Raw genomic sequence first — 12,240 nt, forward strand, 5'->3', positions numbered from 1 at the left:
GTTCCTTACCGCTCGAAATTTTTCCGATTTGTCGAGCGGTAAGGAACGTTCGCCCAGGAGTATTTGCCTATGACATCTCTTCAGCGATACAGCGACCGTCGCGTCCTGGTCACCGGCGGTGGTTCCGGCATCGGACAAGCGACCGTGCTGCGCATCCTGGCCGAAGGCGGCCGAGTCGCCACGGCAGACATCAGCGAGTCCGGATTGAAGGACACCGTGGCCAGGGCCGAACCGCATGGCGATCGGCTGAGCACCGTAGTCATCGATGTCGCCAGTGAGGAGTCCGTCAAGGAAGGAGTGGCCGAGGCGGTCCGCATGCTCGGCGGCCTCGACACCCTCGTCAACGCCGCAGGAATCCTACGGTCGGCGCACTTCATGGAGACCACGCTCGCCGATTTCGAGCAGGTGTTACGGATCAACCTGATCGGCACCTTCCTGATGATCCGGGAGTCCATCCCCGCCTTGCGCAACGGCAACGACGCCGCCGTGGTCAATTTCAGCTCCACTTCGGCGGCCTACGCGCATCCGTACATGTCCGCCTATGCGGCGTCCAAGGCCGGGATCCAAGCGATGACGCATGCGCTCGCGCTGGAGTTCGCCAAGGAACGGATTCGGTTCAACTCGGTTCAGCCGGGATCGATTTCGTCCGGCATGACCGACGGCACAGGCGAATCCAAACAGAGCATGGGACCCGGACTGCCCGCGGACGCGGACTTCTCACTCTTCGGCAAGATCACCCCGGTGCTGCCGCTTAGCGACGGCGGCATGTTCGCCAAGCCGGACGCGGTCGCTGCCGTCGTCGCCATGCTCGGCTCGTCGGACGCCTATTTCGTCACGGGAACAGAGGTCCGCATCGACGGCGGCACCCACATGTAAATTGCCTCGAATGACTACTGTCGAGCGACCCCTTCGGGTGATTCAGTGGACCACCGGCAACATCGGCCGCAGGTCGCTGCACGCGATCATCGGACGCGACGACATGGAACTGGTGGGTGTGTACGCGCACGGTGCCGACAAGGTTGGTGTCGACGCCGCCGAGCTGGCCGGCTGGTCCGAGCCCACCGGTGTGACGGCCACCAACGACATCGACGCTTTGGTTGCGCTGAAGCCTGACGCTTGCTGCTACAACCCGCTGTGGCCCAACGTCGACGAGCTGACCCGACTGCTCGAGTCCGGCGTCAACGTCTGCTCGAGCGCGGCGTGGATCACCGGCGGCAAGCAGACACCAGAAGACCTGGAACGCATCCGAAAGGCTTGCGAGAAGGGCCATTCCACGATCTTCGGGAGCGGCGCACATCCGGGCATGACGAACATGGTCGGGATGGTGCTGTCCGGCGCCTGCGAGCGGGTCGACGAAATCCGCATCACCGAATCCGTCGACTGTTCGACATACGAATCCGCCGGTACACAGACCGCGATGGGCTTCTCGCAAGACCCGAACACGCCAGGGCTGGCCGAAAGCGTGCGCCGGGAAAGCGAAGTCTTCGCCGAATCCGCGGCGATGATGGCCGACGCGATGGGCGCCAAGCTCGACCGGATGACGTTCGACGTCACATTCACCCCGGCGACCGGCGACACCGACCTGGGCTTCATGCAGATCCCCAAGGGAACGGTCGCCAGCGTGTACGGCTACCACCGCGGCTGGGTCGGCGACCGTCACGTCGTCAGCGTCGGATTCAACTGGACCATGGGCGACCACGTCACTCCGCCCAAGCCGCTGGAGCACGGACATGTCATCCAGGTGTTCGGCCTGCCCAATATGCGCACCGTGCTGCACTGCCTGCCGCCGAAGGACTGGACCGAGCCGGGGTTCATGGGCCTGGGCATGATCTACACCGCAATGCCGGTCACCAACGCGGTACCCGCGGTCGTCGCGGCCTCGCCCGGCATCGTCACACTCAAGGACCTGCCGCCAATCACCGGCCGCGCCGCAGTGTAGTCAAAAGCGTTGGGCCAGTTTCGCTTTGCCTGGACCGTCCAGGTCATCGAGTGCGGCACGCCGACCCGCCATCGCCATCAGCAGCGCCTCACCGCTCCCCCGCAGCTCGGCACCCTTACCGTGAGACCAGTCGAGGTCTGTGGCGACCAGACGCACACCGCGCGCCTGCCACGCCCCGAGAAGGCGAGGTGCGGTCAGCGTGAAGTCCATCGCGATTAGCAATGATTCGGTAGGTATCGTGCGGGGAATCCGGAGCGGTCTGCGAATGTCTTGCTGGTGAATCATGCCATCGGTCAGAGCAATTCGGCCGCCGAAGCCGGCTGTAATGCCTCGCGGCAGGACGTACCGGCGCATCAACTCGGTGAGTTCTTCCGGTGACTTGGCTGCATACGCAGCCACTTCGACCGCGTTCGAACCGCCGCGGGTCGCAAGACCTTTGGCCATCCAGCGGACGAGCTGCATGCGGCTCAGCGGGTCGTATCCGATGACATGAGCGACGACATCGCGGACCCGCCACCCCTTGCACAACGTCGGACTCTCCCACTGCTGCGGCGTAAGCCCTTTCAGCAGCGCGACGAACTCTTCGCGTTCCGCGCGCGCCAGCTGCATCGCGTCCGTCGACGTCACTCCGACGCCGACTCCGACTCCGCAAGGCGGGCACAACGATTGAGCGTGTCGGTCCACCCGTTGGGCGAGTCGAAGATTGCGCGCATCTGCTCGGCATGCTCGCCGTAACGCTGCAGGTTCCGGTGCCGCAGCGCGACCGTCGTGCGTCCGGACTCGTTCTCGGTGAACGTCACCTCGACCTCGGTCTCGAAGCCGGGATCGAACTTCCATTCCGCGGTAAGCTGCCAAACCAAGATCACACGAGAAGTGGGCTCCCACGCACCCACGTGGCCCCAGTCGCACTCGTTGCCGTCCGCGTCGCGCTCGAACCAGCGGCCACCGACCCGCGGCTCCAGCACCACCGCTGCGAATGGCGATGCGCCGATGGAATGCTCGGGAGGCCAGAACTCGGTCATTCGAGACGTGAATAGCTCGAAAGCCTTGGCCTGCCCCAGCGGCACCGTGATCGACCGCGCCACCTCGACTTCGGCTGCAGGGTCTGCGGTCATTTCTCCTCCTCCTCATCTGTGTCGGCCTCGGCGGACGCCAGAAGCGCGAAGTTGTCGAGCGTCGTCTCCCAGAACCGATCGAGGTAGTCACGCACCGCCATCAGTCCAGCTCGGTTGACGCGGTACAAACGCCGAGTACCCGCGACGGATTCGACGACGAGCTCGGCATCCTTGAGCACCCGCAGGTGCTGTGAGACGGCCGGCCGGGAGATCGGTAATTGCTCGGCCAGTACGCCGACCGCGACCGGACCGTCGACCAGCTTCTCCAGAATCGACCGGCGAGTTTTATCCCCGAGGGCATCGAGGACGGCAGCGGCGGAGACAGACACATCGGTAAGTTTGCGCTAACGGTAAGTGATTGTCAACCGTTAGCGATCACTTACTATTCGGGGAGCTGCACCACAACCCCGACCGCCCCACCGCCGAGATGAATCGACAGCACGGGCCCCATGTCGCAGACCGTCAGCGACTCGATCTGCGGCAGCCGTGTCGTCAGCGCGGCGCCGATCTCGTCGGCGGCATCGTGGTTGTCGACATGGTGTACCGCGATCGCGGCCCGGCGCTCGCCGATCACGTCGGCGACCCGATCGACCATCGCGGCGTGCGCCTTGGTGGCCGTGCGAATCCGCTGATCCAGCACAAGACGTCCGTCGACGTCGAGGCAGAGCAGCGGCTTGAGTGACAACGCCGTGCCCAGCCACGACGCCGCGGTGCCAATCCTGCCGCTGCGTCTCAGGTTGTCCAGCCGGTGTACGACGACGAAGACGTGACCACGGCCGACGGCAGCGCGGGTGGCGGCCTCGACAGTGTCGAGGTTTGACCCCGACGCCGCGGATCGCGCCGCTTCCAGCGCAATGAGTCCGACGCCCATCGCCGCCGACCGCGAGTTGACCACACGCACCGCCGGGCCGAACTCGCGGGCCGCCTGAACCGCCGAACTATACGAACTCGACAGCGCCGCCGAAATATGCACGGCGACAACACCATCGCCGTTGCTGTCCCGCAGCGCCTGCCGATACGTCTCGGCCAGCTCGGCGGGCGTCGCGCCTGCGGTGGTGGCTCGCGGCCGTTCGTGGATGTCGTAGGGCACGTCGTCGACGCCGTCGCGCAGGTCGGTGCCGTCGACAAGCACGTGCAGTGGCACCTGCCGGATATCGAACTGCTTGAGCTCATCGGCCGCCAAGCGCGACGACGAGTCGGTCACCACCACGACGGCCATGGCTAACCGCGTGAATCTTCTTGCTGCACACCCGCTTCTGCGAGCGCCTTGAGTGTCAGGTCGGCCACGGCCTGATGGGCTTCGAAATTCCAGTGGATGCCGTCGGGATTGCCTCGGCCGCTCAAGATCTGCTCGGCGACCGCGGCCTTCTGATCGATCAGCGGGATGTCGTGCTGCTCGGCCCACTCGGTGATCGCCTTCGCCGTGCCGTCGCGGCCGTGATGCGCCTTGCCATAGGTTTCAGCGATATGCACCGCGGGCAGCGAGGCCACGATCGGGATGCCCGGGCGGTTGAAGTCGATTGCACCCCTGGTCATTTCAAGGTATTCCGCGGTCAGGTGGGGTGGCAGAGCCGCCCGCGCGACCGGGGAGAACCGGGGCTGCACCCAGCCGTAGCCGTCGCGCACCCACCGCCGAAGCCATGGCGGGCGCACATACCGGATCAGCTCGCGCAGGGCGGTTGGCAGCGGCGAGGGCAGCGAGTCCATGCCGCCCGTCGCAAAGACCACCGCGCCGGCGCGCGGCAGCGCCGCCCACGCCCGCGGGTCCTGCGTGGCTGCCCACCACACGTCGCGACAGGTCCAGCCGATCCGCCCGATCAGCTCGAGATCCCAACCAAGTTGGGTCGCAACGATATTCGGCCAGATTCGCGGATCGTCGGACGGCAGCCCTCCGGTCGGCCCGTAATACGAAAGGGAGTCGCAGAAGACGAGCAGGGTCTTGTCAGAGGACATCGTTGGCGACCTGTGCCGAAGCGTTCCAGACATCGAGCCGCCACCGGATGCCGTTTAAGGAATTCGACGCCCCTGTCTGGCTGTGGCCAGACAGCTGCACCCAGCTGGCGTTGCCCATCCCACCCAGGACAGGCCAGTTGTCGACGGAAAGGCCCAGCAGCGCCGCGGTCAGTGCCGCGATCAGTCCGCCGTGCGCGACCAGAACCACCGGCCGATCAGGATCGTCCCCATGCTGATCCAGGCCCCATTCGGTCTGCTCAGCGACCAGCTCGGCCATCAACGGCATGCTGCGCGCCGCGACGTCGACCCGGCTCTCGCCACCATGCGGTGCCCATCGCGCATCCTCACGCCATGCCAGCCGGGCCCCGGGAGCGACGGCGTCAACCTCGAGGTGGGTCATGCCCTGCCAGTCGCCCAGATGCGTTTCACGCAGCCGGGTGTCGACGCGCACCGGCATTCCTGATCTCTCGCCGAGGGCCACGGCGGTGTCCAGCGCGCGCCGCAGATCCGACGACATGATCACCAGCGGTTGCCGCTTGGCCAGCACTTCGGCGGCGGCAACGGCTTGATCGCGGCCAAGGTCGGACAGGTCGGTGTCCAGCTGGCCCTGCATGCGGCTGCCGGCGTTGTATTCGGTCTGCCCGTGCCTCAGCATGACCAGGCGGCGGACCCTCATACCTGGCCGTCCAGATCGACAGGGACGACGGGGCAGTCGCGCCACAGCCGGTCGAGCGCGTAGAAATTGCGCTCGTCCTGGTGCTGGATGTGAACGACGATGTCGATGTAGTCCAACAGCGTCCATCGGCCCTCGCGGGTGCCCTCGCGGCGAGCCGGTTTGTAGCCCGCGACGCGCATCTTTTCCTCGACCTCGTCGACGATCGCGTTGACCTGACGCTCGTTGGACGCCGACGCGATCACGAAGCAGTCGGTGATGACGAGTTGGCCGGATACGTCGATGACGACGACATCATCGGCGAGCTTGGAGGCGGCGGCACGGGCGGCCACGGTAGCCATTTGCACCGCTTCGTCGGACGCCGTCATCGCGCGCCGTCCTGCGTCGCGACCGGATGGGCGGCGTAAAGCCGGCGCTTGGCCACGTACTGGACCACACCGTCGGGCACCAGATACCAGATCGGCCTGTCCTTTTCGGCGCGCTTGCGGCAGTCGGTCGACGAGATCGCCAACGCAGGCACCTCGACCAATGTCAGCGCATCGTCGGGCAGCGTCTCGAGCGCGGACGCGAGATGCTTACCGTCGAGCTCATAACCGGGCCGGCTGACGCCGACGAACTTGGCGAGCGAGAACATCTCCTCCCAGCCCTGCCAGGTCAAGATCGACGCGAGTGCGTCGGCGCCGGTGATGAAGTAGAGATCGGAGTCGGGGTTGAGGGCGTGCAAGTCGCGCAACGTGTCTTTCGTGTAGGTGGGGCCGGCGCGGTCGATGTCGACGCGGCTGACCGAGAAGCGGGGGTTGGAGGCGGTCGCGATCACCGTCATCAGGTAGCGATCCTCAGCGGCCGTGACGTAGCGATCGTGCTTCTGCCACGGGTGGCCCGTCGGCACGAACACCACCTCGTCGAGCTCGAACAGGTCGGCGACCTCGCTGGCGGCGACCAGGTGGCCGTTGTGGATGGGGTCGAACGTCCCACCCATCACCCCCAGCCGTCGTCGAGAAGTCACAAACAGCCAGCTTACGGGAGTACTCAGACGCACCACCGATCGACGTTTTGCGGCCCGCTACTCGAACTTTCTCTGCAAAACGTTGATCGCTGAGGTGTACCAACCTGCTCACACCGGCAGCAGCTGGTCGATCACGCCGGCCAGCTGCTTGGCCGACCGGCATTCGTGCATGGTGATGACCTCTTGATAGCGCGGGACCGCCGAGTCGCCGCTGCCCCACAGGTGCTTGGGCTCGGGGTTGAGCCAGTGCGCATGCCGACTGGCGTTGACCATGTGAGCGAGCAGGTCCGATTCGGGGTTGCGGTAGTTGTTGCGCCCGTCGCCGAGCACCAGCAGCGAACTGCGCGGCGACAGCACGCTCGGCCACTTCTCCATGAACGACACGAACGCGTTGCCGTAGTCGGAGTGCCCGTCGCGGGCGTACACGCCCGCCTCGCGGGTGATGCGCTGCACGGCCACGGCTAGGTCGGAATCGGGCCCGAACAACTCCGTGACCTCGTCGGTGGTGTCTATAAAGGCAAAGACGCGAACGCGGGAAAACTGCTGACGCAGCGCGTGCACCAGCATCAGCGTGAAGTGACTGAAGCCGGCGACCGAACCGGACACGTCGCAGAGCACGACGAGCTCGGGGCGCGCCGGATGCGGCTTCTTGAGCACCACGTCGATCGGCACGCCGCCGGTGGACATCGACTTGCGGAGCGTTTTGCGCATGTCGATCTCGCCGGCACGCGAGCGTCGCCGCCGCGCGGCCAAACGTGTCGCCAGCATGCGAGCCAGCGGCGCCACCACCCGGCGCATCTGGCGCAGCTGCTCACCTGAGGCGCGCAGGAATTCGACGTTCTCCGCGAGCTGCGGCACACCGTACATCTGCACGTGCTCACGGCCGAGCTGCTCGGCGGTGCGGCGCTTGGTCTCGGCCTCCACCATCTTGCGCAACTGCGCTATGCGTTGGGCCGCAAGGGCTTTGGCGATCTGCTCCTGCGTCGGCGTCGGTTCGTCGCCATACGGAGCCAGCAGGCCTGCGAGTAACCGGCCCTCCAGATCGTCAAGGCTCATCGCCTTGAGCGCCTGATACGACGAGTACGACGGCCCGCGGCTGGACTGATAGCGCCCGTAGGCCTCGACGATCTGCGCGATCATCGCCGCCAGCCGCTCGTCGAGATTGGCGAGATCGGCGTTGTCGGTGAGCATGTCGACCAGCTGCGCGCGCAGCGCCTCGATGTCCTCTGGTGGCAGGCCTTCGGGCTCGTCCGCGCTGCCTTCGTCGTCGAGCAGCACTGTCTTTGCACCCAGCGCTGCCGGGAAGAACAAGTCGAACATCGCGTCGTAGGTGTCGCGGTGATCGGGGCGACGCAGCACCGCGCACGCGATGCCCTCGCGAAGCACCTCACGGTCGCCGAGCCCCAGTGCCGCCATCACCCGCCCGGCATCGACCGTTTCCGACGGACCGACCGAAATACCCTGCCCGCGAAGAGCTTCCACGAACTCCACGAGATGCCCGGGGATTCCATGCGGCGCCAGCGGCTGCGGCGGACGGACGCGGCGGGCCATCAGTTAAGCCTCAGCTCCCCGGCGGCGCGCACTTGGTCGGACTGATGCTTGAGCACGACCCCGAGCGTGGCCGCGATCATCGCGTCGTCGATGGTGTCCAGGCCGAGGGCCAAAATGGTGCGCCCCCAGTCGATCGTCTCGGCGACTGACGGCAGCTTCTTCAGTTGCATACCGCGCAGCACCCCGATGACTCGCACCAGCTCCTCGGCGAGGTGTTCCGGCAACTCGGGTACTCGGGACAGCAGGATGCGGCGCTCCAGGTCGGGATCGGGAAAGTCGATGTGCAGGAACAAACACCGGCGCTTGAGCGCTTCGGACAGCTCACGGGTGGCGTTGGAGGTCAGCAGCACGAAAGGCCGGCGTTCGGCGGTGATGGTGCCCAGCTCGGGCACCGTCACGGCGAAATCGGACAGCACTTCGAGCAGCAGGCCCTCGATTTCGATGTCGGCCTTGTCGGTTTCGTCGATCAGCAGCACCGTCGGCTCCGTGCGGCGGATGGCCGTCAGCAGCGGACGCGTCAGCAGGAACTCTTCACTGAACACATCGGTCTTCGTCTGCTCCCAGTCGCCGTGCCCGGCCTGAATGCGCAGGATCTGCTTAGCGTGGTTCCACTCGTACAGTGCGCGGGCCTCGTCGACGCCCTCGTAGCACTGCAGCCGCACCAGACCAGAGCCGGTGGCCTGCGCGACCGCACGCGCTAGCTCCGTCTTGCCGACGCCTGCGGGGCCTTCGACCAACAATGGCTTGCCCAGCCGGTCGGCCAGGAAAACCGCTGTGGCCGTTGCGGTATCGGGCAGGTAGCCGGTTTCAGCCAGCCGCCGGGCAACATCGTCGATGTCGGCGAACAGCGGCGCCGGGCGTGCGGGGATGCTCACTGGGTCATTCTCTTCGCGCAAGCGCTCATCGGCGTCTTCTCCTGTTAGGCCGGGCGGGTGTGGCCGTCTCCCCACACAATCCACTTGGTTGACGTCAATTCGGGCAGGCCCATCGGGCCGCGGGCGTGCAGCTTCTGGGTGGATATGCCGATCTCCGCACCGAAACCGAACTGCTCACCGTCGGTGAACGCGGTGGACGCGTTGACCATAACCGCGGCCGCGTCGACCCGCTCGGTGAAGCGTTGAGCAGCGGCCAGATTCGTCGCAACGATGGCCTCGGTGTGCCCGGTGCCGTATTCGTTGACATGGTCGATCGCGGCGTCGAGGCCGTCGACCACCGCCACCGCGATGTCCATCGACAAGAACTCGGCACGCAAATCGTCTTCAGACGGGTTCTCGTGCACGGTGACACCGGCATCCTGCAGCGCCTTCGTCAGCCGCGGCACCGCCGTGTCGGCGATCGATTTGTCGATCAGCAGCGACTCCGCTGCGTTGCACACGCTGGGCCGCCGCGTCTTGGCGTTCAGCAGAATCGCCTCGGCGACGTCCAGATCGGCCGATTCGTGAACGTACACATGGCAATTGCCGACGCCCGTCTCAATGGTCGGCACCTGGGCGTCGCGCACGACCGCGTCGATCAAACCCGCTCCCCCGCGCGGAATGACGACGTCGACCAGACCGCGGGCCTGGATCAGATGCGTGACGCTGGCGCGGTCCTGGCTGGGCAGCAACTGCGCCGCGTCGACGTTGCGGTTCTCCATCGCCAGGGCGTCGCGAAGCGCCTTCACCAAAGCGGAATTGGACCGGGCCGCCGATGAACTCCCGCGCAACAGCACCGCATTGCCGGATTTGAGCGTCAACCCGAACGCGTCGACCGTCACGTTGGGCCGCCCCTCGTACACGATGCCGACGACGCCGAGCGGGACCCGCTGCTGGCGCAGTTGCAGGCCGTTCGGTAGCGTGCGGCCGCGCAGCACCTCGCCGATCGGGTCGGGCAGGCCAGCGACCTGACGCAAGCCGGCGGCGATGCCGTCGATGCGTTGCGGGTTGAGCGCGAGGCGGTCCAGCATCGCGTCGGGGGTGCCCGCGGACTTGGCCGCGGCAAGGTCCTCGGCGTTGGCTTCGAGGATCGCCCCGGCGTCGCGCAGCAGATTGTCGGCCGCGGCGTGCAGCGCCGAGTTCTTTGTGGCGGTGCTCAGGGTCGCCAGTTCGCGAGCGGCGATGCGGGCACGCCGCGCGGCGTCGTGGACCTGCTGACGCAAGTCAGGCAGCGACGGTGCTTGCACACTCATCAGCCCAGCGTATCGGACCTGCTGACAGTGCTCGACAGGCGTCAGGTCGCCAGGTTTCGGCTATTGCGCATCGCGGGCGATGGCTGGTCTAGTTTTGACAGTTATGGTGCGGGTCTGCGTAGTGGGCAGTGTCAACGCCGATCTGACTTTCACTGTGGATGCCCTGCCACGGCCCGGCCAAACTGTTCTCGCATCGTCGCTGTCGTCGTCGCCGGGTGGCAAGGGCGGCAATCAGGCGGTGGCCGCGGCCCGCGCCGGCGCGTCGGTGCAACTGGTCGTGGCGCTGGGGACGGACTCGGCGGCCGACCAATTGCGGGCGCATCTGCGCGGCAATGAGGTCGGGTTGGACGGGGTGGTCAGCCTGCCGGGTGCCAGCGGCTCGGCGGTGATCATCGTCGACGCGGCAGCCGAGAACACCATCGTCGTGGCGCCCGGCGCCAATGCACATCTGAGCGTGGCTTCTGCGGATATCCGCGCGGTCATCGCGGACAGCGACGTGGTGCTGCTGCAGCTGGAAATCCCGATCGCCACCGCCATCGCCGCCGCGGGGGTCGCACGCGCCGGCGGTTCGGTCGTGATCATCAACGCCTCGCCCACGGGCGCCGAGCCCCATGAGCTGCTAGCGCTCTCCGAGCTCGCCGACGTCGTCATCGTAAACGAGGCCGAAGCGCGCGAATGGCATTGGCCGGTACCGCATCTGGTGATCACGCGTGGCGCGCGTGGTGCCAGCTATCTCGGCGATGACGAGCGCTTCGACGTGCCGTCGCCAGCGGTCGAGGCCGTCGACACCACGGGCGCAGGTGACGTGTTCGCCGGGGTGTTGGCTGCCGGATGGTTGGACGGCCACGAGAACGCGTTGCGGCGGGCGTGCGCGGCCGGTGCTCTGTCGACGCTTGTTCCAGGCGCGGGTGATTGCGCGCCGTATGCAGAGGCCATCGACGATGCAGTTTCGAACCGAAAGGCGGGAGAACGACACCTATGACGAGCGCACCGCGTCCACCGGAGGGCGACTGGCTGGGCACGCCGTATCTGCGCTTCACCCGGGAAGGCCCGTTCGGCGTGTGCACGCTCGACCGGCCGGAGGCCCGCAATGCGATGACCCCGGCGATGTACTTCGGCATCCGGTACGCCATCCGGCACGTCGACTCCGATCCTGACCTTGCGGGGCTGTTGATCACCGGCAGCGGAGACGTGTTCGCCCCCGGCGGCGACATGGGCGGCGGCGACGGCTCGGACAACTGGCTGACTTTCGGCTCCGCGCTCGGAATGGACGTCACACCGTTCGAGACGCTGAGGCAGTCGGTCAAGCCCGTGGTGTCGGCGGTCAACGGTCTGTGTCAGGGCGGCGGGCTGCAGATCGCGCTGTGCAGCGACATGACCGTGGTCAGCGATCGGGCGACGTTTCGCGTGCCGGAGCTGTTGCGCGGCATCGCCGACACGTACTACAGCCAGATGCTGGCGCGCCTGATCGGGCCGGTCCGTACGCGAGACCTGATGTTCACCGGCCGGACGTTGACCGCGGCCGAGGCACATGAGTGGGGCATGGTCGCCCGGGTGGTTCCGCACGACGAACTGCTCGACGCTGCCCGTGAAGTGCTCGGCCAGTGTTGTCGCTCGGCGCCGGCGGCACGCAGCCTGGTGAAGTCCAGCCTGGACAACTACGTCGGCTTGTTCGACCGCATCGGCATGCAGGCCAGCTACGCCTCGCCAGAAGCGCTGGAGGGTTTCCGTGCGTTCAAAGAACGCCGGTCCCCTGAGTGGGTACATCCCGATTTGCGCGTCGACGGCCGGCTCTGAATAGCCGGCCGAACGTTCCTTACCAAGCGAAAACTCGCC

15 protein-coding genes are annotated in these 12,240 nt (G+C 66.4%); 4 read left to right on the forward strand and 11 right to left on the reverse strand.

Features of this window, described 5'->3' with window-relative positions:
* The first annotated feature begins 69 nt into the window (after positions 1-69).
* Together VJV41_RS03200 and VJV41_RS03205 are read left to right on the forward strand one after the other, a co-directional pair.
* The gene (locus tag VJV41_RS03200; protein ID WP_325331032.1) at positions 70-876 is read left to right on the forward strand and encodes an SDR family NAD(P)-dependent oxidoreductase; all 807 of its coding nucleotides are present in this window, start codon (positions 70-72) and stop codon (positions 874-876) included.
* 10 nt (positions 877-886) lie between these two features.
* Positions 887-1,939, forward strand: a complete 1,053-nt coding sequence (locus VJV41_RS03205) for a dihydrodipicolinate reductase (protein ID WP_414684868.1) — start codon at positions 887-889, stop codon at positions 1,937-1,939.
* On the opposite strand, the gene VJV41_RS03210 is transcribed toward VJV41_RS03205, so the two are convergent.
* The 11 genes from VJV41_RS03210 to VJV41_RS03260 form a co-directional block, all read right to left on the reverse strand.
* Positions 1,940-2,548 carry a maleylpyruvate isomerase family mycothiol-dependent enzyme gene (locus VJV41_RS03210; RefSeq protein WP_325331236.1) on the reverse strand — a complete coding sequence of 203 codons (609 nt, stop codon included), beginning with the start codon at positions 2,546-2,548 and terminating at the stop codon, positions 1,940-1,942. It lies immediately after the preceding gene.
* Positions 2,549-2,562: 14 nt separating this feature from the next.
* Positions 2,563-3,054, reverse strand: coding sequence for an SRPBCC family protein (locus tag VJV41_RS03215; protein ID WP_325331036.1), 492 nt, complete (start codon positions 3,052-3,054; stop codon positions 2,563-2,565).
* Positions 3,051-3,383, reverse strand: coding sequence for a metalloregulator ArsR/SmtB family transcription factor (locus VJV41_RS03220; protein WP_325331038.1), 333 nt, complete (start codon positions 3,381-3,383; stop codon positions 3,051-3,053). Before VJV41_RS03220 ends, VJV41_RS03215 begins: the two co-directional genes overlap by 4 nt.
* A gap of 53 nt (positions 3,384-3,436) precedes the next feature.
* The gene (locus tag VJV41_RS03225; protein WP_325331040.1) at positions 3,437-4,273 is read right to left on the reverse strand and encodes a DegV family protein; all 837 of its coding nucleotides are present in this window, start codon (positions 4,271-4,273) and stop codon (positions 3,437-3,439) included.
* Between the two features lie 2 nt (positions 4,274-4,275).
* Positions 4,276-5,007: a diglucosylglycerate octanoyltransferase gene (gene octT / locus VJV41_RS03230; RefSeq protein WP_325331042.1), complete on the reverse strand. Its 732-nt coding sequence runs from the start codon at positions 5,005-5,007 to the stop codon at positions 4,276-4,278.
* Entirely contained in the window at positions 4,997-5,683 is a 687-nt protein-coding gene (gene gpgP / locus VJV41_RS03235) for a glucosyl-3-phosphoglycerate phosphatase (protein WP_325331044.1), read from the reverse strand. The genes octT and gpgP overlap by 11 nt, the downstream gene beginning before the upstream one ends.
* Complete coding sequence (rsfS, locus tag VJV41_RS03240) at positions 5,680-6,048, reverse strand: ribosome silencing factor (protein WP_325331046.1); 369 nt, start codon at positions 6,046-6,048, stop codon at positions 5,680-5,682. Before rsfS ends, gpgP begins: the two co-directional genes overlap by 4 nt.
* A complete protein-coding gene (gene nadD / locus VJV41_RS03245) occupies positions 6,045-6,668 on the reverse strand; it encodes a nicotinate-nucleotide adenylyltransferase (RefSeq protein ID WP_325331238.1) in 624 nt (207 codons plus the stop codon). Before nadD ends, rsfS begins: the two co-directional genes overlap by 4 nt.
* Before the next feature lie 126 nt (positions 6,669-6,794).
* Positions 6,795-8,240, reverse strand: a complete 1,446-nt coding sequence (locus VJV41_RS03250; protein WP_325331240.1) for a VWA domain-containing protein — start codon at positions 8,238-8,240, stop codon at positions 6,795-6,797.
* Positions 8,237-9,112 (reverse strand): MoxR family ATPase, encoded by an 876-nt coding sequence (locus VJV41_RS03255; RefSeq protein ID WP_325331048.1) that lies wholly within the window; start codon positions 9,110-9,112, stop codon positions 8,237-8,239. Before VJV41_RS03255 ends, VJV41_RS03250 begins: the two co-directional genes overlap by 4 nt.
* 44 nt (positions 9,113-9,156) lie before the next feature.
* On the reverse strand, positions 9,157-10,404 hold the full coding sequence (locus VJV41_RS03260) for a glutamate-5-semialdehyde dehydrogenase (protein ID WP_325331050.1): 1,248 nt from the start codon (positions 10,402-10,404) through the stop codon (positions 9,157-9,159).
* Between the two features lie 103 nt (positions 10,405-10,507).
* On the opposite strand from VJV41_RS03260, the gene VJV41_RS03265 reads away from it, so the two are divergent.
* Positions 10,508-11,386, forward strand: a complete 879-nt coding sequence (locus VJV41_RS03265; protein WP_325331052.1) for a ribokinase — start codon at positions 10,508-10,510, stop codon at positions 11,384-11,386.
* A complete protein-coding gene (locus tag VJV41_RS03270; protein ID WP_325331054.1) occupies positions 11,383-12,201 on the forward strand; it encodes an enoyl-CoA hydratase/isomerase family protein in 819 nt (272 codons plus the stop codon). Before VJV41_RS03265 ends, VJV41_RS03270 begins: the two co-directional genes overlap by 4 nt.
* Positions 12,202-12,240 lie beyond the last annotated feature (39 nt).

This window comes from Mycobacterium sp., from assembly GCF_035274705.1.
Lineage (GTDB): Bacteria > Actinomycetota > Actinomycetes > Mycobacteriales > Mycobacteriaceae > Mycobacterium.

Excerpts from the sequence above, each read along its gene's own strand:
- rsfS (WP_325331046.1), bottom strand. The coding sequence starts at position 6,048 with ATGACGGCGTCCGACGAAGCGGTGCAAATGGCTACCGTGGCCGCCCGT.
- gpgP (WP_325331044.1), bottom strand. The coding sequence starts at position 5,683 with ATGAGGGTCCGCCGCCTGGTCATGCTGAGGCACGGGCAGACCGAATAC.
- VJV41_RS03270 (WP_325331054.1), top strand. The coding sequence starts at position 11,383 with ATGACGAGCGCACCGCGTCCACCGGAGGGCGACTGGCTGGGCACGCCG.
- VJV41_RS03205 (WP_414684868.1), top strand. The coding sequence starts at position 887 with ATGACTACTGTCGAGCGACCCCTTCGGGTGATTCAGTGGACCACCGGC.
- VJV41_RS03200 (WP_325331032.1), top strand. The coding sequence starts at position 70 with ATGACATCTCTTCAGCGATACAGCGACCGTCGCGTCCTGGTCACCGGC.
- VJV41_RS03215 (WP_325331036.1), bottom strand. The coding sequence starts at position 3,054 with ATGACCGCAGACCCTGCAGCCGAAGTCGAGGTGGCGCGGTCGATCACG.
- VJV41_RS03225 (WP_325331040.1), bottom strand. The coding sequence starts at position 4,273 with ATGGCCGTCGTGGTGGTGACCGACTCGTCGTCGCGCTTGGCGGCCGAT.
- VJV41_RS03265 (WP_325331052.1), top strand. The coding sequence starts at position 10,508 with ATGGTGCGGGTCTGCGTAGTGGGCAGTGTCAACGCCGATCTGACTTTC.
- VJV41_RS03260 (WP_325331050.1), bottom strand. The coding sequence starts at position 10,404 with ATGAGTGTGCAAGCACCGTCGCTGCCTGACTTGCGTCAGCAGGTCCAC.
- octT (WP_325331042.1), bottom strand. The coding sequence starts at position 5,007 with ATGTCCTCTGACAAGACCCTGCTCGTCTTCTGCGACTCCCTTTCGTAT.
- VJV41_RS03210 (WP_325331236.1), bottom strand. The coding sequence starts at position 2,548 with ATGCAGCTGGCGCGCGCGGAACGCGAAGAGTTCGTCGCGCTGCTGAAA.